The sequence below is a fragment of the Erwinia persicina genome, from assembly GCF_019844095.1.
Classification (GTDB): domain Bacteria; phylum Pseudomonadota; class Gammaproteobacteria; order Enterobacterales; family Enterobacteriaceae; genus Erwinia; species Erwinia persicina.
This window is the reverse complement of sequence record NZ_CP082141.1, coordinates 876409-899399: the sequence shown is the minus strand read 5'-3', so window position 1 is coordinate 899399 and position 22991 is coordinate 876409. Positions and strand designations below refer to the sequence as shown.

Here is a 22991-nt window from a genome sequence, read left to right as displayed (position 1 = left end):
CACGTTTCCTTAACTCACTGTGCCGACGGGTCGGAGGTGGTCAGATTCACCTTTAATGCATCCGGCCTCTGACGCTCACTGGCGCTGGTTGAAACCCGCGAGCCCGGATGAACGTTCTGCAGGCCGTTGACCACGACCCTGTCGCCCGACTTCAGCCCCGTATTCACCAGCCATTTGTTGCCCAGCATCTGGCCGGTGACAATCTGCTGCTCTTTGATACGGTTATCCGCATCCACCAGATAGACATAAGGCCGGCCTTTGGTGTCGTGCATAATCGACTCCTGTGGCACCAGAATGCCCTGCTCCGCCACGCCCTGCGGGAAGCTGGCGTGCACAAACATCCCCGGCAGCAGCTCACGCTGCGGATTGGGGAAGGCTGCGCGCATAATGACGCTGCCGGTGCTTTCATCCACAGTCACTTCAGAGAACTCCAGACGCCCCTCCAGCGGATAGTGGGAACCATCTTCCAGCGTCAATGTCACTGCCGCCGCATTGTCTCCGGCTTTTTTCATCTGCCCGTTTGCCAGCGCGTGCCGCTGCGCCAACAGATCGAGCGACGACTCGCTGACATCAACATAGATCGGGTCAAGCTGCTGGATCAGGCTCATGTAACTGCTCTGGCCGTCAGTCACCAGCGCCCCCTCCGTGGAGAGGGAGCGACCGATATGCCCGGTAATTGGCGCCCGGACATGGGTGTAGTTCAGATTGACCCGCGCTGTTTCTACATCGGCTTTCGCTTCACGTGCCGTTGCCACGGCATCATCGTAAACCTGCTGACTGATAGCGCGGGCGGCAGCCAGAGGTTTGTAGCGTGCTGCGACTTTATCCGCGTTAATCAGGGTAGCCATGGCTTTGTCGTAAGTCGCCTGATAGCTCGCCGGGTCGATCTGATAGAGGGGTTGTCCGGCTTTCACTTCACTCCCCTCGTTAAACAGACGTTTCAGCACAATACCGCTGACCTGAGGGCGCACTTCTGCCGTACGCACCGCGGTGGTCCGGCCAGGCAACTGCGTGAACAGGGTCACGGCTTCGCTTTTCAGCGTGCTGACCCCCACATTAACCGGCACATCGCCGGAGGGTGCCGTTGTCTGGTCACAGGCAGACAGCACCAAAACTAAACTCGCGGAAAGGATCCTTAAGCGCATGGTAAAATCTCAATTAGATAGCGTTAAATTAATAACGAGAGTGATTACTCTCATTAAAGAAAAGCATTACAGAAGGAACAAAAATCTGGCTTTATTAAGTTTCTGCTAGGGTTTCTATCGAAACGCGACGAGTCAATCAGTCGTGCCTGCTTGCGTCGACGGATGCCGCCCTGTTACTCCCGAGATAACTGCTCCGGCTAGCCCTGTGGTTCGATTCCTCTCCTCCTGAGTTCGCGTCGTGCCAGCTCTTTCAGCCAGCAGGCAAGCGTCACATTTTCATTGTCCGTCAGCATTCTCAACTGGTCATGGAGTTCAGGGTGAATGCGTAGCTGAAAAGCCGCTGAACGGCCGCCCGTTTTTGGCGTCCTGTCTTTAAGTTTCGGCATCATCGTCGGTTCCTGAAGGTGAAAAACGCCCCCTGCAGCGCTACCAACACCTCAGGGGGCTGACACGATGCAATGGAATGCGTACCGCACCGTGGTGGCATCACAGTAGCGCGTTGGCAGCGGTGTCTTTTGGCGATTAGTGTATGTGGTAAGGAAAAGTTGTCAGCGAATTTCACCGCTGTAACAAATAGGCAGGAAAGAGCGCGAGCGGGGATAAAAAAACCCACGCATTAGCGTGGGTTAGCGTCAGAAGCCGATGTATCAGCCGGGATGATAAATCGCATCCGGCGCAATATTCATATGCTTCAGTACCGGGCCGATAATATTGCCAAAGACCGGCGCCGCTACCGAACCACCAAAGTGATCGCCCGCCGTCGGATGGTTAATCATAACCACCAGCGCCACCTGCGGATTACTGGCTGGCGCCACGCCAGCGGTGTAGTTGATATAGCCACCATCATATTTTCCGCTGTCGCCCATTTTTTCTGCCGTACCGGTTTTGATCGCCAGTCGATAGCCCGGCACAGCGGCACGCACCCCGCTACCGCCGGGTAACGCATCACTTTCCATCATATGTACCACTTCGCGCACGGTCTCTTCATCCGCCACGCGTCGGCCCGATACCGGCGGGGTAACTTTAGTAATCGACAGCGGCCGGTAGATGCCAAAAGAGCCCAGCGTGGCATATTCACGGGCAATCTGCAGCGGCGTCACGCGCAGACCATAGCCAAAGGAGAAAGTAGCACGTTCAATATCCGCCCAGCGTTCACGGTGCAGCGGGAAGTAGCCCACGCTTTCACCGGTCAGCCCCAGGCCGGTAGGTTTCCCCAGACCGAAGGCATGATAGGTGTTCACCAGCACTTCAGCAGGCATCGCCAGTGCAATATGGGAAACACCGATATCACTGGATTTCTGCAGGATGCCGGTCATGGTCAGACGCGGCCAGTGGCCCACATCGCGGATCAGGTGGCCGTTGACGCGATAAGGGGTGGTATCCAGCACCGAATCGGGACGAACCAGCTTACGCGCCAGCCCTTCCATCACCACCAGCGGCTTGACGGTAGAACCGGGCTCGAAGCTGTCATTAATGGCGGTATTACGCATCTGCGCCGGTGAGACATCAACAAAGTTGTTGGGATTGAACGAGGGATAGGAGGCCATCCCCAGAATTTCGCCGGTGTCGATCCTGACCAGCACTGCCGCCCCTGAATCCGCCTTGTTAAGCAGCACGCCATCGCGCAGCTTGCTGTACATGGTGTACTGATCGAATTTATCAATACTGAGCTGCACCGTCGGCGGCTGCTGCGGGGGCTCATAGTTGATCATCGCGACAATGTTGCCGCTGGCATCCTGACGATATTTCTCCATCCCCGGCGTGCCCTGAAGCAGTTTATCGAACCCTTTTTCCAGCCCGGTCAGCCCACTGTTGTCCGCCCCCACAATACCGAGCAGCGGGGCAGTCGCTTCGCTCATCGGATAGAAACGGCTGTCGTTATACACGGTGCTGATGCCGGTCAGATGCAGTTTGACGATATCCTTTGCAATGCCTAACTCAACCTTGCGCCCGAGATAGAGAAACCGGCGGTTGGGGTTAGCATTAATCTGCGCCGCCAGCTGCTCCGGTCGTTGCTCCAGGGCGTTAGCCAGGTACTGCCATTTCGCGCTGGTAAAGTCCGGGTGTGCCTGCAGTACGCGCTGCGGATCGGCAATCACATCACGCGACGGAACGCTGAGGGCCAGGGCTTCCCCGTTACGATCCAACAGCGTGCCCCGGTTAGTCGGCAGCGTTACGGTCCGCAGCGAACGTTCATCGGCCTGCTTTTCCAGCATCGGATGGTTAATCAGCTGCAAATCAGCGACCCTGGCCAGCAATACCACCAGGCAGACCACCACACCCAGGCAGACAAGCCTGAAACGCACGGGGTTGAACGTCGGAGCTGGCTGAGACTTTGCCAGGAATTTTTTTAACGGGGGCATGTGGGTTCCGGAACAGGCTGGAGGATAACTTGCTGGCAGTTATACAAAAAATGTTGCGGGGATGACAGGGAAACTGTGTTTCAGATCGTGAGTGGTCGCACCGCAACGGCGGCGGTTAATGATAAAAATTAAAACCTTTAAATCAGTTAGTTAAACAACTTTCGCTGAATTACAGGCAAAAAAAACCTGCGCATCTGCGCAGGTTGGTGAAACAAAGCGATAAAAACTTTTTGATGTTCACCCATCAATACCTCTGGGACTTGAACTGTAGCAATCCTGGGCGATACGCCGCTACACACCAATCGCAACAGTTACCCGCAAAATGTAACCAGCTATGTGATTTGTAGGGTTTTTTGCAATGTATCCCCCCGCTTCAGGCATCAAGGTCCGCTTTTCTGATCTCCACCAGACAGCTCATGGCGTTCGGCCCCTGAGTCAGCGACGACGTACCAATGTCCAGCGTCAGTACGTTCGGGTTCCCCGCGCGATCGTAAGGTTTCCAGGCCTGGCCAAAGCCCGGATCGAACCAGGCGCCGGTAGCGATCAGCACGACCTGCGGGGTGATCCCCTCGCTGAGACGCACGCCTGCCTGCATGGTGCCGCGATCGTTGCTGACTTCGATGACATCTCCGTCGCTAATGCCGCGTGCTGCGGCATCCTGCGGGTGCATTAACAGCGTTTCACGTCCGGCGGTTTTGTTCGCCTGGACCGATGGCGTCGCATCCATCTGGCTGTGCAGACGGTCGTGAGGCTGAATGGAGATCATATGCAGCGGGAAACGTTCACCCAGCGGCGCACCCAGCCACTCCTGCGGCGGCTGCCACTCCGGGTGAGGGCCAAAGTCGGCAAGCTGGTAACCGGCAATGGTTTCAGAGAAGAGCTCAATTTTACCGCTGGCGGTTTTAATCGGGTGGGCAACCGGATCCTGGCGGAACGCCTCCATAAACACCCAGTCTTTCTCCGGGGCCGGGATCTCGACATGCCCCGTCTGCCAGAAATCGTCAAACGAAGGGAAATCAATGCCTTTGCTCCGATGGGCCACCGCGCACTGCTGGTAGAGATGCTCAATCCACTGGCGCTCATTGCGGTTTTCGGTAAAGGTATCGCGATAGCCCAGACGCTCGGCGAGATCGGCAAAAATATCAAAATCGTTGCGCGCCTGATGCTGTGGTTTGATGGCCTGATGCATCGCCAGCACAAAGCGGTCTTTGGACGAGCCGCCAATATCATTGCGCTCCAGCGAGGTGGTGACCGGCAGGACAATGTCTGCCATCTGTGCCGCTGGCGTCCAGACGATGTCCTGGACTATCACCGTATCCGGGCGCTGCCAGCCCTCGACCAGACGATTAAGCTGCTGATGATGATGGAAGGGATTGCCCCCCGCCCAGTGCACCAGATGGATATCCGGGTAAGTGTGCGTCTGCCCCTGGAAGGTATATTCCGCGCCGGGGTTGAGCAGCATATCGCTGATGCGCGCCACCGGGATCGCCTGGTCAGCGATCGGATTAAACCCGGTCGACATCAGCGGTGAAGGCCCCTCCGTACGGGGATTGCCCACACTGTTCATTGAGCCGTGGCCGAAAGAGAATCCGGCCCCTGGCAGACCCGGCTGACCCAGCATGGAAGAGAGGGCAATCATCATCCAGTACGGCTGCTCGCCGCGATGGGCGCGCTGCACGGAATAGGAACAGGTGATAAAGCTGCGCTTGCCACACAGCTGTCTGGCCAGCAGAGCAATGCGCGCCGCCGGAATACCGGTGATCTCACTGGCCCACTGCGGCGTTTTCGCCTGGCCATCGCTCTCGCCCAGCAGGTAAGCACGCAGTTGCGGATACCCCACACAGTGTGACTGCAGGAAGGTTTCATCCACGGCCCCGAGACGCTCTATTTCATGGCCCAGCGCCAGCATCAGCGCCACATCCGTATTAGGACGAATGGGGATCCACTCTGCATTGGCAAAGGCCGGACAGTCATCACGCATCGGGCTGATATTCACCACCGGCGTGCCTTTCGCGGCCAGCTTTAACAGCGCTGGCTTCAGGCTGTGTTCCCCTGCCCCACCGGAAGCCACCTGGCTGTTTTTCAGCGCCAGCCCGCCGAATGCGATAAAAATCTCGCAGTGTTCAATCACGCCTGGCCAGTCAGTGACCCGTCCGGTAAGCGGCATATAGGTGCCAATCACATACGGCAGAAAGAACTGCGCAGCCCCCCAGCTGTAATTCCCCTGCTGATCAATACCGCCGCCGCCCAGGTTGTAAAAACGGCGTACCAGCGTGCGGGCGTGGTTGACGCGCCCGGCCGAGGACCAGCCGTAAGAGCCGTTGAAAATAGCGCTGGCACCGTAACGATCGCGCACCCGTCGATTTTCCTCTGCCACCAGGTCCAGTGCGGTATCCCAGTCCACTTCCACAAACTCTTCGCGGCCGCGCAGGGTACGGTCACTGTTCTCGCGTGAGGCCAGCCATGAACGGCGAACCATTGGCCTGCGGATACGCTTATCCGAGTAAACCAGTTCGGGGATGCTGTTGAGCATCGGGGATGGATCCTGGTCAGCGAAGAAGGGCTCACAGCGGAGCAATTTTCCGTTTTCAACCACGGCGCGAAAAGCACCCCAGTGGGCAAGATGTGGCACGTTAATCTTCGTCATTGCAGGATCCGTTAAACAGGAGGTTTTCTGGAAAAGCAGAATATCATTTTTCATTGGGCAGCGGCACAGGCCGTTTTATCGTCTGGCTTTGCGATGTCTGCGACATTCTGCATCACTCCACAGGCTTGCAGTCACTGGCGCTTTCCGCAACACTAATAGCAATGTAAACGCTTACCCAGGAAGGCATTTAACTCATGGCTACCATAAAGGATGTTGCCAGGCTCGCGGGTGTTTCGGTGGCGACCGTGTCCCGTGTCATTAACCACTCCCCTAAAGCCAGTGAAGCCTCACGTCTGGCAGTGACCACGGCAATGGAGTCATTGCAGTACCACCCCAACGCCAATGCACGCGCGCTGGCGCAGCAGTCGACCGAAACCATCGGGCTGGTGGTCGGGGACGTTTCTGACCCTTTTTTTGGCGCAATGGTCAAAGCGGTGGATTCCGTCGCCTGGGAAACCGGCAACTTTTTACTGATTGGTAACGGTTACCATAATGAACAAAAAGAACGTCAGGCGATTGAACAGCTGATGCGCCATCGCTGCGCGGCCCTGGTCGTTCATGCCAAGCAGGTTCCCGACGCGGAGCTGATGCCGCTGATGAAGCAGATCCCCGGAATGGTGCTGCTCAACCGCGTGCTGCCGGGCTTTGAAACCCGCTGCATTGCGCTGGACGATCGCTATGGTGCCTGGCTGGCGACCCGCTATCTGATCCAGCAGGGCCACACTAACATTGCCTATATTTGTTCCACCCACTCCATCTCTGATGCCACCGACCGCCTGCAGGGCTACTACGATGCGCTGAAGGAGCACAACCTGCCGTGTAACGATCGGCTGGTGGCTTTTGGTGAGCCGGATGAAGTGGGCGGTGAGCAGGCGATGACCGAACTGCTTGGCCAGGGAAAAACCTTTAGCGCCGTAGCCTGCTATAACGATTCGATGGCCGCCGGGGCGCTGGCCGTGCTGAGTGATAACGGCGTACGCGTGCCGGAGGAGATGTCGCTGATCGGCTTCGATGATGTGCTGGTTTCACGCTATGTGCGCCCGCGTCTGACAACCGTGCGTTACCCTATCGTGACGATGGCCCAGCAGGCGGCCGAACTGGCGCTGGCGCTGGCTCACGGGCAGCCCCTGCCGGAGATCACCAATCTGTTCAGCCCGACACTGGTGCGCCGTCATTCGGTGGGGGCACCGCCGTAACCGTGGCGTGCTGACGACAGACCGGGCCTGCATCGCGTTCTTTCGCCGGAACGGCGACCGTAATGCGGTCGTCCCTTACTGAGGGCAAGCATTGCGGTCAGGCCTGCGCCACTGACTGACAAAACAGGAGGCCGGGCAGGTATGCCCGAACCGATGTTATTGCAGCGCTTTGTGGTACAACCGTACCGCGGTTGCCGGATAATCCAGCGCATCGCCGATGTACGCCCAGCCAAAACGTTCGTAATAATCCGCACAGGCGGAATAGAGATAGAGATGGCGATCGCCCCGCTGACGGCAGCAGTCGATCACCGTCTGCTGAAGCTGCCCGCTTACCCCCCGCCCGCGATAATGCTCATCCACATACAGCGCCGCCAGCCAGGGGAACAGATCCTGACGGCTGATCAGGTCGCAGCGCCACAGCCCGACGGTACCCACCGGACGGTCGCCGTCCAGCGCCACAAAGGTCAGCGGCAGATCGGCCCCACTCAGGCTGCTGTCGAGAATGCTGGCAAAAAAGTCACGGCTGTTTTCAGTGCCAAACGCCCGCCACAGCCAGTCAGCGAGGGTGTCCCGCAGTTCAGGCACGGCGTTCAGCGGCACTATACGCAGTGAACTCACACCAGCTTACCCTGAAAAATCGGAACAGATTCAAACAGATAACCATCAAAGTCCGGGGCATCGGCGTCCGACAGCTCCAGCAGGCTGTGTTTCACATTTTCCAGATGCTGCCACATCGCCTGCCAGGATCCCATCACATCCCGCCGCCGCAAAGCCGCGAGGATGGTCTGATGATCGCCCAGCCACTTCAGGCGGTAGCTGCGGGTTTCAATATGGCTGCGTAACTGCTGCCACAGCGGGCTGCTTTCATGATGACGCCAGATGCTGTTAACGGTATCCAGCAGCATCTGGTTTTGTGTGGCGCCGGCCAGCAGCAGATGAAACACCTTGTCATTGTCCTGACTTTTATCGTCAAGCGCGATGGCGCGCTGTTCCTGCTCCAGAATACGTTTCAGATTCTCAATATCTGCCTTGGTGGCCATTTTCGCAGCAAAAGCAGCGATATTGCTCTCCAGCAGCTGACGCGCCTGCAGCATTTCAAACGGGCCAACATCGCTGCGAAAGAACGCTTCCTCTTCATCGCTGCTTTCCGAAGGGATACGCATCACATACACGCCGGAGCTCTGGCGGATATCCACCGTCCCCTCCAGTTCCAGCATCAGTAACGCTTCGCGGACAATGGTGCGGCTGACGCCCCAGGTCTCAGCGATCTGACGCTCCGGCGGCAGGCGCGATCCCACGGGATAGTGGCCCTCGATGATTTGCTGACGCAGATCGTGCCCGATTTCCTGATACTGCTTTTTGTCCTGCGCAGGCGCACCTTTGTCCACGGATCCTCACCTTTTAAACCATTATGACCATTGATGGCGGCTAGTTTACCAAAGCCAGCGCCTGATCGAGTACTTTTGCGCCGTTAAGGGTACCGTAAGCCACCGAATCAATCACCGCAATCGGGATCTGATGGCTGTCGGTCAGCTTGCGGTTCTCTTCCAGCTTGAAACGCACCTGTGGCCCCAGCAGAACCACGGCCACTTCGCCGGGGTAGTTTTCCAGCTCATCGCGCAGGTTCTGTTCCGGGATGGCATAGATTTGGTACTCCAGCCCGCGTGCGGCCGCTTCTTTTTCCATGCGTGTCACCACCATTGAGGTGGACATGCCTGCTGCGCAGGCCAGTACGATACGTTGCATCAGTTGCTCCTTATTTGGCTTCATCATCCAGCGTGACAGAAAGCTGGCGTTGTTCACTGACCTGCTGATACCAGCGGGCGGACTTTTTCATCCGGCGCTGACGCTGATTTTCCAGGTCGATTTCAATCAGTCCGTAACGGTTTTTAAACGCATTCATCGGCGAGACGTTGTCGGTAAAGGCCCACAGCATATAGCCCTGGCAGTTCATGCCTGCGTCCCTGGCGCGAAGCGCCTGGTAGAGGTGTTCGGTGATAAAGGCGATGCGATAGTCGTCCTGGATTTCGCCATCGGCGTTTTTAAAGCGCGCTTCGTTCTCAATGCCCATACCATTTTCTGCGACAAACCACGGGAAATTGTCGTAATCATTTTTCATGCGTACCGCCATATCCCAGACGATAGCGGGCTGAATTTCCCAGCCACGAGAGGTATTCATCCGCCGTCCCGGCAGCTCAAAATGCTCGTAGTAACAGGCCGGATGGAACGGCGTTTCCGCATGCCAGGCCCGCGACGGCGCTTTAACGCGATGCGGGTAATAGAGGTTAATCCCCACTTCGTCGACGCGATTGGCGTGAATAATCGCCAGCTCCTGCGCATCGTACTCCCAGTTAACGTGATGTTTTGCCAGCAGCGCTATCAGCTCTGCCGGGTATTCGCCCTTGATCGCCGGGTCAAGGAACACGCGGTTGTAGAACAGATCGTAAATCTCGGCCGCCCTGACATCGTGCGCGGCGCTGGAACGCGGGTAGGTCACTTCCGGGTTAAGGATGGTGCCGACGCTCCCCTGATAACCTTTCTCACGGAACAGCTGCACCACTTTCGCCGTGGCGAGGTTTTTATGATGGTTCCACTGCATCCATTTATCGGTGTTCTGCTCGTACGGCCAGCGCAGCGCATCCAGATAAACCCGGGTCTGCACCACAATCGGCTCGTTAAAGGTAAACCAGCGCGTAACCTTATGGGCGTAACGGGCAAACACCTGCTCCGCATAGCGGACGAACATCGCCACCACCTGTTTCGATCCCCAGCCACCGTACTGTTCCAGCAGGGCTGCGGGCAGTTCGTAATGTTCCAGGCACAGCATCGGCTGAATATCATTGGCCAGCAGTTCATCGATCAGGCTGTCGTAGTAAGCCGCGTACTCTTCATCCACTACCGCATTTTCATAATCCGTCAGAAAGCGCGCCCAGTTAATCGAGGTGCGGTAGTGCGTCAGGCCCGAGGCTTTCATCAGCGCCACATCTTCTTTGTAGCGGTTAATAAAATCGGTAGCGACCGCCGGCCCGAAACCGTTATGCCAGACGTGGCGATCGTGCTGATACCAGGCATCAAGATAGGAGTCCTGGCCCGGTTTTTTGCCGCTCCAGCCTTCGGTCTGCCACGCCGACGCGGCAGCACCGAGGATAAAATCGTCCGGGATGGTGACGTTAAAGGTACTCATCATAACTCCTTAATTTTTCGCGGGTTCAGGCTGTAACGCTTTCGCGTCAGCGGCTTCCGCACGGCGTGCGGCAATTTTGACGAACGGCAGATAGATCAGAATAGAAACCAGGATGCAGACAATTTGCGTCACCACCGCCCCCATCGATCCGGCCGTGGAGAGCCAGGCATTAATGATCGGCGGCGTGGTCCAGGGCACCATCACCACCGCTTTCCCGGCAAAACCGGTGACCGTGGCGAAGTAGCCGATCGAGCCGGTGATCAGCGGGGTGATAATGAACGGAATGGCGAGGATCGGATTCAGCATGATCGGCATCCCGAAGATCACCGGCTCATTGATGTTGAACAGGCCGGGCCCGAAGGAGAGTTTGGCAATCTCGCGCATCTCTTTGCGTTTGGTTGCCAGCATCACCGCCGTCAGCAGGCCAATGGTCAGCCCGGAACCGCCGATGCTCATATAGACATCCCAGAATGGCATGGTGATGATATTCGGTGCCTCGATCCCCTGCTCAAAGGCGTTCATATTGACGAGGATCGCCCCCAACAGCAGCGGTTCACGGATCGGTTTAACCATCTGATTTCCGTGGATGCCAATTACCCAGAACAGCTGGGCGACAAACATCAGCAGCAGAATGCCCCACAGGCTTTGCACCACCGACTCCAGCGGTTCCTGCACAATTTTGTACACGGCGTCATACAGATACATACCGGTGAAACGGTGGAAGATAAAACCAAACGTGGCGATGGCGGAGACGGTGATGATCGCCGGGATCAGTGCGGAGAACGACGCCGCCACATTGGGCGGGACGGTGTCCGGCATTTTGATCTTCAGCCGATCCACATGCTCCAGGCGGCAGTAAATCTCAACAGACAGAATGGCGATAAACATGCCAAGGAACAGGCTCTTGGTATCAGAGAACTGTTTCGCCAGCACATCGGTCACCACCTGCATCTCCCCGTTAACCATCATGCTTAAGGTCGTCGGCGTGACCGCGACAAAACAGATAATCGCCAGCAGGCCCGGGAAAAGCGTCTTGATGCCGTTGATTTTACCCAGCTCAATACCGATCAAAAACACCGCGCCGATATTCAGGAAACTGAGGGTGGCGTAGTTAATGCTGGACGTGATGGGCTTCAGTTCCGCCAGGAACGACAGCGCCGCAAAACTCGCAAGGCCGTTCTTACCGTCCAGCACCATATTGGAGATCAGTACCGAAAATGCGCCGACAATAATGACCGGCATCAGCGTAATAAACGATGATTTGATCGCCATAATATAGCGGTAGCTATTGAACTTAGTGGCAAAACTCCCCAGTGAGTCGATTAGCCGATCCTGTAGAGACATGTGTGAATCCTCGAGGTAAAGGGTCAGGCATCCAGGCATTGATAGTTTGTTGAACTTCCGCTGTTGTGGCATACCAAAAATAAACAATCGCTGATTATTTACTGTGATTTATCTCTCAGAAGTGATCACTGGTATTCCAATAAGATAATCAGACCAATTTTGGTATACCAATGGAGGCAGTGATGGATTTCGAGCAAACGATGATGGAATTGCTGATCAACGCAGGTGAAGCCCGTTCCCACGCCATGAGCGCAATCCAGCATGCCCGTAAGCGGGAGTGGCAGCTGGCAGATGAGGCGCTGGCCGCTTCCGTGGAGGCATCACGCGGGGCCCATAAAATCCAGACCCAGCTGATTGGGGCCGATGAGGGCTGCGGCAAGGTGCCGGTGACGCTGATCCTGGTCCATGCGCAGGATCATTTGATGAATGCGATGCTGTGTCGGGATCTGGCGGAGGAGATTGTGTTACTGAGGAAAGAGATGTTTGCCGGACAGGACACCCTATCGGCACGGGGTGAGCGATAAAACGATCCGCCCCGCAGGGGATTGTCGTCCGGGGGCTGACCTTCTTTTCCGGTCAGCCCATCCGCACGTTGCCCCGATTACAGCTCCAGGGCCAGTAGTTCTGCCACGGTTTGTGCACGACGGATCTGGCGCGGCTGACCATTTTCAAACAGCACTTCCGGGATCAGCGGGCGGCTGTTGTAATTCGACGACATCGATGCTCCGTAAGCGCCGGTATCGTGGAAGACCAGATAATCACCCACCTGTACCGCAGGCAGCGCACGCGTTTCGACCTTGCCGCCTTCCAGCTGGGTAAAGACGTCTCCCGATTCACACAGCGGCCCGGCCACCACGCTGTCCACGGTGTGGTGCTCGTCCAGCAGACGACCATCTCCGGCGATGGCTGAGATATGGTGATAGCTGCCGTACAGCGATGGACGCATCAGGTCGTTAAACCCGGCATCCACCAGCACAAAGTGGCGGCTGCCCATCGATTTCACGGCGCGTACCTGGCTTATCAGCACGCCCGACTCCGCCACCAGGAAACGTCCCGGTTCAATCTCCAGTTTCACCGGATGGCCGAGATGCTGCGCCACCCGCTGACGCGCGGCATCCCACAGGCCGAAATAGTGGCGGGTATCGATAGTTTCTTCACCAAAGTGATACGGAATGGACAGCCCGCCTCCGGCGGAGATCGCCTCCAGATCCTGACCAAAGCTCACCACCAGGCTGACCATCGCATCACATACCTGCTCCAGGTGGCTGTAATCGACACCGGAACCGATATGCATGTGGATCCCCACCAGCTTCAGCTGATACTGCTGAATAGCCTCCAGCGCCAGCGCCATATCGCCATGCCAGATACCGTGTTTGCTGTTTTCACCACCGGTATTGGTTTTCTGACTGTGCCCGTGGCCAAATCCCGGATTAACGCGCAACCAGACCGGATGTCCGGCGGAAACCTGCCCAAGCTGATGCAGCATATCGACAGAACCGGCATTGACCGGCACCTTCAGTTCAGCCACCCGCGCAAGGGTCGGTTCATCCAGCAGGTCGGCGGTAAACACAATTTCATCGCCCCCCGCCACGTAGCCCGCCGCCAGCGCGCGTTCAATCTCGCCCAGCGACACGGAGTCGACCTTGACACCGGCGCTGCGCATCAGGCGCAGGATATGAATGTTAGAGCAGGCTTTCTGGGCAAAGCGCACCACGTCGAACTGTTGCAGCTGGCGGATGCGTTCATGAATAATCGCGGCATCATACGCCCAGAGCGGGCCGTCGTATTGCAGCGCCAGCGGCAGCAGGTTGTCCTGAGTCAGGGCGGTGGTGGTGTCGGTCAGCAGGCGTGGCATAAGCGTTCTCCCTAAAATGATACGGCCATTACGCCACAGCCTGATGTGGGATAAAAATATCTTTTTTATTGGACTCTATTCACCCATGATATGGGTTATCTGCACACAATCCGGTAATCATCGATGGCAGGCATTTCTCTGCGTCATATTGAAATTTTTCATGCCGTGGTCACCACCGGCAACCTGACTGAAGCCGCCACGCTGCTGCACACCTCACAGCCTACCGTCAGCCGCGAGCTGGCCCGTTTCGAAAAACTGACCGGTTTGCAGTTATTTGAACGAGTACGGGGCCGGTTGCAACCCACGGTGCAGGGGCTGCAGCTGTTTGAAGAAGTGCAGCGATCCTGGTACGGGCTTGACCGCATTATCAGCGCCGCCGAGGGGCTGCGCCAGTTTCGTCAGGGGGAGCTGTCAGTCGCCTGCCTGCCGGTGTTTTCCCAATCGCTACTGCCGCTGCTGTGCCAGCCGTTTATGCAGCACTACCCGGAGCTGAGTCTGAATATTATTCCGCAGGAATCTCCGCTGCTGGAGGAGTGGCTGTCGGCACAGCGTTACGATCTGGGTCTTACTGAAACCACGCATACACCGGCGGGTACCGATCGCACTGCCCTGTTTACCGGCGATGAAGTCTGTGTGCTGCCCGCCGGGCATGCCTTGGTGCAGCGAACCACGCTGACCCCAGCGGATTTCAACGGACAGAACTACATCAGTCTGTCGCGCACCGACAGCTACCGACAGATACTGGATGGTATTTTTGCCGAACACGGGGTGCAGCGGCGAATGGTGATGGAGACGCACAGTGCAGCGTCGGTCTGTTCAATGGTAAAAGCGGGGATTGGCGTGTCAATTGTGAACCCGCTGACGGCGCTGGATTACGCCGACAGCGGGGTGGTGATACGGCGTTTCAGCATCGCCGTGCCGTTCACCGTCAGTCTTATCCGGCCACGTCACCGGCCCGCCTCTGCGCTGGTCGACGCCTTTAGCCGGCACCTGCATCAGCATATCGCGCCGTTCAGCGAGCGGCTGGTACAGCGGCTGCGTTAAGCGCGGGCCTCCTGGGGGCGACCGCGCGATCCCCGGAAGGTATACAGGCAGACCAGCAGCCCGGCCACCGCCAGTAACGCGGCTGAGACCGGCACCGCCGTCAACCCGTAGCCACCGCCAATGACGGCGCCACCGACCCAGGCGCCCAGCGCGTTGCCGACGTTAAAGGCGGAAATATTCAGCGTCGAGACCAGGTTCGGGGCATCTTTGCCGTGGCGGACCACGTTAATCTGCAGGGCAGGAACCATCGCAAAGGTAGCCATTGCCCACAGGAACAGGGTGATTTCTGCCAGCCACAGCGAATGGCTTGTCCAGCTGAACAGCAGGGAGAACACCGCAATCAGCGAGAAGCTGAGGATCAGGCTGAAGGACACTTTCCAGTCTGCCAGTTTGCCACCAAGGATATTCCCGACTGTCAGACCGGCACCGATCAGGAACAGCGTCCAGCTAACCCCCCGGTCAGTGATACCGGTGACTTCTAACAGCAGTGGCGCGATATAGCTGAACAGCGCAAACATGGCAGCAGCGAAGAAGACGGTCATCAGCAGGGACAGCCAAAGCTTGCCGTTATTGAGCGCACTTACCTCTGACGCCAGGTGCACCGGTTTTTCATCTTTGTTGGTGGGCAGGCTGACAATCAGGCCAATAAAGGCCAGCACACCAATCACCGCTACGCCCCAGAACGTGGCGCGCCAGCCAAACATCTGACCAAACCAGGTTCCCAGCGGGACACCCAGCACGTTCGCCAGCGTTAAGCCGGTAAACATCAGTGCGACTGCCGAGGCCTGTTTACCCGGCGCCACCAGGCTGGCGGCCACCACGGCCCCGATACCAAAGAAGGCCCCGTGACAGAGTGCGGTCACAATACGCGCCAGCATCAGCAGGTTATAGGTATAGGCCAGTGCGCAGAGGACATTGCCCACGATAAAGATTGCCATCAGCAGGGTCAGCGTCCGCTTACGCGGCAGTTTGGCGGTCAGCAGGGCCATAATCGGTGCCCCGATTGCCACGCCGAGCGCATAGCCGCTGATCAGCCAGCCTGCAGAGGGTATAGACACCCTCAGGTCATTCGCGACCTCCGGCAACAGCCCCATAATGACAAATTCGGTGGTGCCGATAGCAAAGGCACTCAACGCCAGCGCCAGTAATGAAACAGGCATGTCACACACTCCCAGGAGAATAGAAAACCCGCCCTCTGCCAGCAGAGAACTCATTCGGGTATTGATTTAAATTAACGCAGTCGCTCAGGATGAGTGATCTGGGTCACAGCAACTTATTAAAACATAGCAGCAGAAAGGCTTACAGCGCGGATTCAGCAAGAGACTGTTGTCTTACAGGCAAGAATCGTCTGATTCAGCTCATCACAAGACGAAAAAAAAGCGATCGAGTGCACATTTCGTCAACGTAGTTCGCTATACTTTGCCCTAATCCCAAATTACATCATTATTTCTAATGATTCTTTTTTGCGATTCATCCTAAGATTTTAACTGAAGACTGAGCTTTATCGGGCCCTGGGGAATATGCTGATTTGTTTTTTGCGTATTCAATACATTAAAGTTTTACGAACGCGAGCCGATATATCCGTAAACGAGGTAATGACCTCTCCTGCTGTGCCTGAATCACTCATTACTGAGGAGACCCGATGCGACTCGCCATTTGCCTGCTAGCCCTTTTTCTGGGCGGGTGTTCTGTAGGGAAGTATCAGTACAGCAGTGAAGCGCATGACCGGGTGGATATGACCGTCACCGGCATTCCAACTGTTCTGGGGCTGGGGACGCTGGGCACCACCATCCCACTGACGGCCAACTACAGTCTGACGGCGGCCCATGTCGCTAAGTTCTCTATGTACCGGGTGAAGTCCTATCATCCCGAGTGCGATCTGGCAGTGGTTTATCACAAAAATGATAATCCCCCTCCCCCGCATTTTCGTAATGGTCTGATCGGCGACAAAGTGAACATGTATGGCTACAGCTTTATCTCGGCGATGCCGGTGGCCTCAACCGGCACTAACCTGATCAATACCGGGCTGAAAAATTCCTGGAATAAAGTCAGCTGCGTGGTGGTGGCATCAGATGCGGGCGTGGTACAGGGCATGTCCGGCGGCGCGGTGTATAACGCCTCAGACGACTCTATCGGCGGGGTGATTGTGGGCTACAGCAAGCGCATTAACGACATGAAAACCGGCAAAACGCTGTATAAAGATGTCTCGCTGTATATTCCCTACGCCCGCTTTAAAGACTGGCTGAATGATGCAGTAAAATCCTGAAGCTCAGCGCAGCACATGGACGCCAGCAGAAACACCTTCGTCGCCCGGACAGGTATCGTACTGCCCCAACGTTTTTCTCATGGCCCTTTTTTCAGTATGTCAGGCAATCCGTCGTGGGGGCCAAAATCCTGTTCTGGCGGGTTTTCCCAGCGGTCCTCTCGCGTTGAGAGGTAGACCGGATTTTTGGGATACCAGATGCGGTTATCTTTTTTATTCGCTTCGCCGACCACCATAAAGCGGGCCTCACGATCGCTATTATTGATAAAGGTATGACAAATACCGCTGCCCGCCGGGAATGCCACCGCATCTCCGGGCCTTAACCGATGCAGCTCGCCGTTGATCCATACGTCCGGTTCGCCTTCCAGCACAAAAACAAACTCTTCTTCCGCACTTTCTGCGTGGGGGTACGACATTCGCCGCCCCGGCAGTAAGCGTTCATGGTGAATCCCCAGACGCGTCAGGCCCAGAGCTCTGCCAAGCGGGGCGCCAATCGACATCAGCTCGTCGCTGTCCGGATAGTGTTCATTATCCTCTCCCTCCAGTTCCTGCCAGTGGCGGATAAAACCAGGTCGGGCCATGGGGATTCTCCCTGCAGTACGATGTGATAAAACGTAACTATTGGCTATTTTGCCGAGGGACGCAAAAAAAAACGGCCAGCGATAAGGCTGACCGTTTGATGCTGCGATATACGCTTACTTGTTGCCTGGCCGCATTGCCGGGAACAGGATCACATCACGAATGGTGTGGCTGTTGGTAAACAGCATCACCATACGGTCAATACCGATCCCCAGACCTGCCGTTGGCGGCAGACCGTGCTCCAGTGCTGTCACGTAGTCTTCATCGTAGAACATCGCTTCGTCATCACCGGCGTCTTTCGCATTAACCTGCTGCAGGAAACGCTCTGCCTGATCTTCCGCATCGTTCAGCTCGGAGAAGCCGTTACCGATTTCACGGCCGCCAATAAAGAACTCGAAGCGATCGGTGATCTCCGGATTCTGGTCGTTACGGCGTGCCAGCGGCGAAACCTCTGCCGGGTATTCCGTGATGAACGTTGGCTGGATAAGATGCGCTTCGGCGGTCTCTTCGAAGATCTCGGTAACCAGACGGCCCAGACCCCAGCTCTTCTCGACTTTGATGCCCAGAGACTGTGCAATCACCACCGATTTATCAAAGTCATCGAGATCGGCCAGAAGGGTTTCCGGACGATATTTCAGAATGGCTTCTTTCATCGTCAGCTTTTCAAACGGCTTACCGAAGTCGAACTCCTGATCGCCGTAAGGCACCACGGTGTTGCCCAGAATATCCTGCGCCAGCGTACGGAACAGGCTTTCGGTCAGTTCGATCAGGTCTTTATAATCCGCATAAGCCATATAGAGTTCCATCATGGTGAACTCTGGATTATGGCGTGGGGAAACCCCTTCATTACGGAAGTTACGGTTGATTTCGAAGACGCGATCGAACCCTCCCACCACCAGGCGCTTCAGATACAGCTCCGGGGCAATACGCAGGTACATATCAATGTCCAGCGCATTATGATGGGTGATAAACGGACGCGCCGCCGCGCCGCCGGGGATCACCTGCATCATCGGGGTTTCCACTTCCATAAAATCGCGGCCCACCATAAAGCTGCGGATGCCGGCCATGATCTGGGAGCGGATTTTAAACGTGTTGCGCGACTCGTCGTTAGCGATCAGGTCAAGGTAACGCTGACGGTAACGGGTTTCCTGATCGGCCAGACCGTGGAACTTGTCCGGCAGCGGGCGCAGGGCTTTGGTCAGCAGACGCAGTTCGCTACAGTGAATCGACAGCTCACCGGTTTTCGTCTTGAACAGCTTACCGCGTGCCCCGACGATATCGCCGAGATCCCACTTCTTGAACTGTTCGTTATAAATACCTTCTGCCAGATCGTCGCGGGCAACGTAAAGCTGAATACGGCCACCCACATCCTGCAGCGTGACGAAAGAGGCTTTACCCATAATGCGACGAGTCATCATACGGCCTGCCACGCTGACTTCGATGTTCAGTGCTTCCAGCTCTTCGTTCTCTTTGCCATCAAATTCGGCATGAAGCGTATCGGAAGTCCGGTCACGGCGGAAATCGTTCGGGAACGGCAGACCGGCTTCACGCAACGCGGCCAGCTTCTCACGGCGCGATTTCAATTCATTGTTCAGCTCAAGTGCAGCATCAGCGGCCTGCGGTTGTTGTTCAGACATGTGAGTTCCTTATAAACCTGCTTTCAAACTTGCTTCGATAAAACGATCCAGATCGCCGTCCAGAACCGCCTGAGTGTTGCGCGTCTCTACGCCGGTACGCAGATCCTTGATGCGGGAATCATCCAGCACGTAAGAGCGGATCTGGCTACCCCAGCCGATGTCAGACTTGTTGTCTTCCGCCGCCTGTTTATCCGCATTTTTCTTCTGCATTTCATATTCGTAAAGCTTCGCACGCAACTGCTTGAAAGCCTGGTCTTTATTTTTATGCTGAGAACGATCGTTCTGGCACTGCACCACAATGTTGGTCGGTAAGTGGGTAATACGCACCGCCGACTCGGTCTTGTTAACGTGCTGACCACCTGCCCCTGAAGCGCGGTAGACGTCGATACGCAGGTCGGCCGGGTTAATATCAATATCGATGTTGTCATCCACTTCCGGGTAAATAAACACCGAACTGAACGAGGTATGTCGACGGCCACCGGAGTCAAACGGGCTTTTACGCACCAGGCGATGCACGCCGGTTTCAGTACGTAACCAGCCGAACGCGTAGTCGCCGATGATTTTGATGGTCGCGGATTTGGTGCCTGCGACTTCGCCGTCAGACTCTTCGATGATTTCAGTCTTGTAACCACGGGCTTCCGCCCAGCGCAGGTACATGCGCAGCAGCATGCTGGCCCAGTCCTGAGCTTCCGTTCCGCCCGAACCGGCCTGGATATCCATGTAGCAGTCGGCGCTGTCGTATTCACCAGAAAACATGCGGCGGAACTCTAACTCACCGAGTTTCTTTTCCAGCACGTCAAGTTCAGCAATCGCTTCGTTAAACGTGTCTTCATCTTCGGCTTCTACCGCGAGCTCCAGCAGACCAGCGACATCTTCCAGCCCCTGCTCCATCAGATCCAGCGTTTCAACAACGGCCTCTAATGCGGAACGTTCTTTACCCAGCGCCTGTGCGCGATCGGGTTCGTTCCAGACATCAGGCTGCTCTAGTTCAGCGTTAACTTCCTGTAAGCGTTCTTTCTTGGCATCATAGTCAAAGATACCCCCGAAGGACGCTGCTGCGTTCAGTGAGATCCTGAATACGGTTCTTTACCGGATTAATTTCAAACATGGTTTTAGAATCTTTTTAGGTGATCGAAAAGGGCGTAATTGTAACCACGCAGTTTAACCGAAATGGCGCACAGTTTGTAGCACTGAACGCGCATTGCGTATTCAGTGCCCCTGAGGGATGGCCTTCTTTTTCGCTCATCCTGCCATAATTTGTCAGGGGTGACCCCCTCTTTCCGGTCAGCCCTGAGTATCGCAAAGATTGGAGCCTGAAAATGTCTGTGACCGATGCCCTGCTGGCCTTTACCTTTGCGGCCACCCTGCTCACCCTCACGCCGGGGCTGGATACCGCGCTGATTTTGCGTACCTCCGCCGTGGAGGGAACGAAAAAAGCGATTCAGGCACAGCTGGGGATTAATGCCGGGTGCCTGGCCTGGGCGGTCGCGGTGGCTTTTGGTCTGGGGGCGCTGATTGCCGTCTCTGAACTGGCGTACAACCTGCTGAAGTGGTGCGGGGCGGCCTATCTCGCCGGGCTGGGCGTGCAGATGCTGTTGAAACCGCGTGCAAATATGGGTGAGGCAGCGCTGGCAACCGGATCACAGAATGCGTTCCTGCGCGGCTTTTTCGGCAACCTGCTTAACCCCAAGGTGGGCATTTTCTATGTCTCTTTCCTGCCGCAGTTTATTCCAACCGGGCATTCCCCGGTGCTATGGACGTTCGGACTGGTGCTGATCCATGTGGTACTGGGTACGCTGTGGTCGTCGCTACTGATTGGCAGTACGCGTAAGCTGTCCGGCGTGCTGAAGCGTGAGAAGGTGGTGAAGTGGCTGGACCGCACCACCGGCACGGTATTTCTGCTGTTTGCTGCCAGGCTGGCATTAAGCCGCCGCCCGGGATGAAACCCGGGCCGGCCTGCTGTTTTGGTCAGCCCGCTGCCTGTCATCATGCCCCCGCCATAGCAGGGGCAGATTACAATGCCCAGAGATGTTCGATAATCAGCTGCACAGTGCGGTTGCCTCGGAACTCATTGACGTCAAGCTTGTACGCCAGCTCGACCTGCCGGACACTCGGATCGGGCCACAGCGTCGTATCAATATTAAAGGCGATGCCGTCCAGCAGCGGCCCGCCGCCCAGCGGCTCAATCATCACTTTAAGATGACGTTCGCCCACCAGTTTCTGCTGTAACAACCTGAACTTACCGTCAAACGTCGGCTCCGGGAACGCCTGCCCCCACGGGCCCGCTTCGCGCAGCAGTTCGGCCGTCGGCAGCGTCAGCTCCTGGGCCATCAGTTCGCCATCGGACCAGATGATCCCCTGCAGAGATTCAGCATCGAGCCAGTCCCCCACCAGTTCAGAAAAACACTGGCGGAAGCGCTCAAAGTTAGCTTCTTCCAGCGACAGGCCTGCCGCCATCGCATGGCCACCAAATTTAATGATCAGCCCCGGATTCAGTGTATCCAGCCGCTCCAGCGCATCGCGCATATGCAGCCCGGCAATTGAGCGTCCCGATCCTTTCAGCGTCCCGTCACCTGCCGGTGCAAAGGCAATCACCGGACGGTTGAAACGCTCTTTCAGACGGGATGCCAGAATGCCGACTACCCCCTGATGCCACTCAGGATGGTACATAGCGATACCCAGCGGCAGCGCTTCGCTGGTGCTTTCCAGTTTATCGCACAGGGCGAGGGCTTCGGACTGCATTCCCTGCTCGATCTCTTTACGCGTCTGGTTCAGCGCGTCGAGCTCGCTGGCCAGCATTCGTGCCTGGCCCAGATCTTCACTCAGCAGCAGCGCCACGCCGACCGACATATCATCCAGTCTTCCTGCCGCATTCAGACGCGGCCCGAGGGCAAAGCCCAAATCACTGGCAGCGAGCTGACGCGCATCGCGGTTAGCGATTTCCAGCAGTGCGCGAATCCCTGGACGGCACTTACCGGCACGGATACGACTCAGCCCCTGCCAGACCAGAATGCGGTTGTTCGCATCCAGCGGTACCACGTCGGCCACGGTACCCAGCGCCACCAGATCCAGCAGCTCTGCCAGATTGGGCAGTGTCGTCACCCCGCTGTCGCGCAACTGCGCGCGCAGCGCCAGCATCAGGTAGAACGCCACGCCAACGCCCGCCAGCGACTTGGAGGGAAAATCACAGTCAGCAAGATTAGGGTTAACGATGGCTGCCGCCTCCGGTAACGTATCACCCGGCAGGTGGTGATCGGTCACGATCACCGCAATGCCTTTCTCGTTGGCCAGTGTCACCCCGGCGTGTGAGGAGATACCGTTATCTACGGTCAGGATCAGCTGGGCACCACGGGCTGCGGCCTGCTCCACCACTTCCGGGCTCAGACCATAACCGTCATCAAAACGGTTGGGGACCAGATACTTGACGTTCTGCCCGCCCATGCTGCGCAGTGCCAGCACGGTCAGCGCGGTGCTGGTGGCGCCGTCGGCATCGAAATCACCGACGATCATAATGCAGAGGTTGTCAGCCAGCGCCTGTTGTAAAAGAGTCGCAGCCGTCTGAATACCACTCAGCGACTGGAAGGGGTGCAGATATTTCGCCCCCCGCTCCAGCTCACTGGCCTGCTGTATGCCCCGGCGGGCATACAGACGATGTAACAGCGGGTGAAGATCGGCAGGGAGTGCAGCAGCGTCCGTCGCCTCGCGACGACGGAGTTCAGTTTTACGATTCACCA

20 protein-coding genes are annotated in these 22991 nt (G+C 56.7%); 5 read left to right on the top strand and 15 right to left on the bottom strand.

All coding sequences use genetic code 11. The features are described from left to right. Positions 1-14: 14 nt before the first annotated feature. The 4 genes from K6L24_RS04120 to K6L24_RS04105 form a co-directional block, all read right to left on the bottom strand. Entirely contained in the window at positions 15-1145 is a 1131-nt protein-coding gene (locus K6L24_RS04120; RefSeq protein WP_118663277.1) for an efflux RND transporter periplasmic adaptor subunit, read from the bottom strand. A 197-nt stretch (positions 1146-1342) separates the two neighbouring features. Next, entirely contained in the window at positions 1343-1531 is a 189-nt protein-coding gene (locus K6L24_RS04115) for a hypothetical protein (protein ID WP_062744344.1), read from the bottom strand. 261 nt (positions 1532-1792) lie between these two features. Further along, positions 1793-3508, bottom strand: coding sequence for a penicillin-binding transpeptidase domain-containing protein (locus K6L24_RS04110; protein WP_062744266.1), 1716 nt, complete (start codon positions 3506-3508; stop codon positions 1793-1795). 373 nt (positions 3509-3881) lie between these two features. Beyond that, positions 3882-6155, bottom strand: coding sequence for a molybdopterin guanine dinucleotide-containing S/N-oxide reductase (locus K6L24_RS04105; protein WP_222681967.1), 2274 nt, complete (start codon positions 6153-6155; stop codon positions 3882-3884). Between the two features lie 194 nt (positions 6156-6349). Between K6L24_RS04105 and galR the strand changes: the two genes are divergently transcribed. Then, positions 6350-7351: an HTH-type transcriptional regulator GalR gene (gene galR / locus K6L24_RS04100; protein WP_062744267.1), complete on the top strand. Its 1002-nt coding sequence runs from the start codon at positions 6350-6352 to the stop codon at positions 7349-7351. Between the two features lie 156 nt (positions 7352-7507). Here galR and K6L24_RS04095 read toward each other — a convergent pair whose 3' ends face one another. The 5 genes from K6L24_RS04095 to K6L24_RS04075 are packed head-to-tail and all read right to left on the bottom strand — an operon-like array spanning position 7508 to position 11879. Next, entirely contained in the window at positions 7508-7960 is a 453-nt protein-coding gene (locus K6L24_RS04095) for a GNAT family N-acetyltransferase (RefSeq protein ID WP_118665640.1), read from the bottom strand. Between the two features lie 5 nt (positions 7961-7965). Next, complete coding sequence (locus tag K6L24_RS04090; RefSeq protein ID WP_062744268.1) at positions 7966-8739, bottom strand: FCD domain-containing protein; 774 nt, start codon at positions 8737-8739, stop codon at positions 7966-7968. Between the two features lie 40 nt (positions 8740-8779). Next, positions 8780-9097: a PTS sugar transporter subunit IIB gene (locus K6L24_RS04085; protein WP_062744269.1), complete on the bottom strand. Its 318-nt coding sequence runs from the start codon at positions 9095-9097 to the stop codon at positions 8780-8782. Positions 9098-9107: 10 nt separating this feature from the next. Then, the gene (locus tag K6L24_RS04080) at positions 9108-10535 is read right to left on the bottom strand and encodes a glycoside hydrolase family 1 protein (RefSeq protein WP_222682293.1); all 1428 of its coding nucleotides are present in this window, start codon (positions 10533-10535) and stop codon (positions 9108-9110) included. Positions 10536-10544: 9 nt separating this feature from the next. Continuing rightward, positions 10545-11879, bottom strand: a complete 1335-nt coding sequence (locus tag K6L24_RS04075) for a PTS sugar transporter subunit IIC (RefSeq protein WP_062744271.1) — start codon at positions 11877-11879, stop codon at positions 10545-10547. A 182-nt stretch (positions 11880-12061) separates the two neighbouring features. On the opposite strand from K6L24_RS04075, the gene K6L24_RS04070 reads away from it, so the two are divergent. Then, a complete protein-coding gene (locus K6L24_RS04070) occupies positions 12062-12403 on the top strand; it encodes a PTS lactose/cellobiose transporter subunit IIA (protein ID WP_174522415.1) in 342 nt (113 codons plus the stop codon). 77 nt (positions 12404-12480) lie between these two features. Here the strand turns inward: K6L24_RS04070 and lysA are convergent, their stop codons facing one another. After that, on the bottom strand, positions 12481-13734 hold the full coding sequence (lysA, locus tag K6L24_RS04065) for a diaminopimelate decarboxylase (RefSeq protein ID WP_062744273.1): 1254 nt from the start codon (positions 13732-13734) through the stop codon (positions 12481-12483). Positions 13735-13857: 123 nt separating this feature from the next. On the opposite strand from lysA, the gene K6L24_RS04060 reads away from it, so the two are divergent. Beyond that, a complete protein-coding gene (locus tag K6L24_RS04060; protein WP_062744274.1) occupies positions 13858-14778 on the top strand; it encodes a LysR family transcriptional regulator in 921 nt (306 codons plus the stop codon). Here the strand turns inward: K6L24_RS04060 and K6L24_RS04055 are convergent. Then, complete coding sequence (locus tag K6L24_RS04055; RefSeq protein WP_118663273.1) at positions 14775-15938, bottom strand: MFS transporter; 1164 nt, start codon at positions 15936-15938, stop codon at positions 14775-14777. The genes K6L24_RS04060 and K6L24_RS04055 overlap by 4 nt on opposite strands. A gap of 482 nt (positions 15939-16420) precedes the next feature. On the opposite strand from K6L24_RS04055, the gene K6L24_RS04050 reads away from it, so the two are divergent. Then, positions 16421-17044 carry a trypsin-like peptidase domain-containing protein gene (locus K6L24_RS04050; RefSeq protein WP_118663271.1) on the top strand — a complete coding sequence of 208 codons (624 nt, stop codon included), beginning with the start codon at positions 16421-16423 and terminating at the stop codon, positions 17042-17044. A gap of 77 nt (positions 17045-17121) precedes the next feature. Here the strand turns inward: K6L24_RS04050 and K6L24_RS04045 are convergent, their stop codons facing one another. The 3 genes from K6L24_RS04045 to prfB form a co-directional block, all read right to left on the bottom strand. Next, positions 17122-17622 (bottom strand): cupin domain-containing protein, encoded by a 501-nt coding sequence (locus K6L24_RS04045; RefSeq protein WP_062744277.1) that lies wholly within the window; start codon positions 17620-17622, stop codon positions 17122-17124. Positions 17623-17736: 114 nt separating this feature from the next. After that, on the bottom strand, positions 17737-19257 hold the full coding sequence (gene lysS, locus K6L24_RS04040; RefSeq protein WP_062744278.1) for a lysine--tRNA ligase: 1521 nt from the start codon (positions 19255-19257) through the stop codon (positions 17737-17739). Between the two features lie 9 nt (positions 19258-19266). Further along, positions 19267-20365 (bottom strand): peptide chain release factor 2 gene (gene prfB / locus K6L24_RS04035; RefSeq protein ID WP_137269027.1). Its coding sequence is split into 2 segments (ribosomal slippage): positions 19267-20289 and positions 20291-20365, totalling 1098 coding nucleotides; the frame shifts between segments, so codons are not numbered across the junction. A gap of 211 nt (positions 20366-20576) precedes the next feature. Between prfB and K6L24_RS04030 the strand changes: the two genes are divergently transcribed. Continuing rightward, the gene (locus K6L24_RS04030; RefSeq protein WP_222681966.1) at positions 20577-21200 is read left to right on the top strand and encodes a LysE family translocator; all 624 of its coding nucleotides are present in this window, start codon (positions 20577-20579) and stop codon (positions 21198-21200) included. A gap of 70 nt (positions 21201-21270) precedes the next feature. Here K6L24_RS04030 and recJ read toward each other — a convergent pair whose 3' ends face one another. Next, the gene (gene recJ, locus K6L24_RS04025; RefSeq protein ID WP_222681965.1) at positions 21271-22989 is read right to left on the bottom strand and encodes a single-stranded-DNA-specific exonuclease RecJ; all 1719 of its coding nucleotides are present in this window, start codon (positions 22987-22989) and stop codon (positions 21271-21273) included. Positions 22990-22991: the final 2 nt, after the last annotated feature.

Excerpts from the sequence above, each read along its gene's own strand:
- K6L24_RS04120 (WP_118663277.1), bottom strand. The coding sequence starts at position 1,145 with ATGCGCTTAAGGATCCTTTCCGCGAGTTTAGTTTTGGTGCTGTCTGCC.
- K6L24_RS04115 (WP_062744344.1), bottom strand. The coding sequence starts at position 1,531 with ATGCCGAAACTTAAAGACAGGACGCCAAAAACGGGCGGCCGTTCAGCG.
- K6L24_RS04110 (WP_062744266.1), bottom strand. The coding sequence starts at position 3,508 with ATGCCCCCGTTAAAAAAATTCCTGGCAAAGTCTCAGCCAGCTCCGACG.
- K6L24_RS04105 (WP_222681967.1), bottom strand. The coding sequence starts at position 6,155 with ATGACGAAGATTAACGTGCCACATCTTGCCCACTGGGGTGCTTTTCGC.
- galR (WP_062744267.1), top strand. The coding sequence starts at position 6,350 with ATGGCTACCATAAAGGATGTTGCCAGGCTCGCGGGTGTTTCGGTGGCG.
- K6L24_RS04085 (WP_062744269.1), bottom strand. The coding sequence starts at position 9,097 with ATGCAACGTATCGTACTGGCCTGCGCAGCAGGCATGTCCACCTCAATG.
- K6L24_RS04080 (WP_222682293.1), bottom strand. The coding sequence starts at position 10,535 with ATGAGTACCTTTAACGTCACCATCCCGGACGATTTTATCCTCGGTGCT.
- K6L24_RS04075 (WP_062744271.1), bottom strand. The coding sequence starts at position 11,879 with ATGTCTCTACAGGATCGGCTAATCGACTCACTGGGGAGTTTTGCCACT.
- K6L24_RS04070 (WP_174522415.1), top strand. The coding sequence starts at position 12,062 with ATGGATTTCGAGCAAACGATGATGGAATTGCTGATCAACGCAGGTGAA.
- lysA (WP_062744273.1), bottom strand. The coding sequence starts at position 13,734 with ATGCCACGCCTGCTGACCGACACCACCACCGCCCTGACTCAGGACAAC.
- K6L24_RS04060 (WP_062744274.1), top strand. The coding sequence starts at position 13,858 with ATGGCAGGCATTTCTCTGCGTCATATTGAAATTTTTCATGCCGTGGTC.
- K6L24_RS04055 (WP_118663273.1), bottom strand. The coding sequence starts at position 15,938 with ATGCCTGTTTCATTACTGGCGCTGGCGTTGAGTGCCTTTGCTATCGGC.
- K6L24_RS04050 (WP_118663271.1), top strand. The coding sequence starts at position 16,421 with ATGCGACTCGCCATTTGCCTGCTAGCCCTTTTTCTGGGCGGGTGTTCT.
- K6L24_RS04045 (WP_062744277.1), bottom strand. The coding sequence starts at position 17,622 with ATGGCCCGACCTGGTTTTATCCGCCACTGGCAGGAACTGGAGGGAGAG.
- lysS (WP_062744278.1), bottom strand. The coding sequence starts at position 19,257 with ATGTCTGAACAACAACCGCAGGCCGCTGATGCTGCACTTGAGCTGAAC.
- K6L24_RS04030 (WP_222681966.1), top strand. The coding sequence starts at position 20,577 with ATGTCTGTGACCGATGCCCTGCTGGCCTTTACCTTTGCGGCCACCCTG.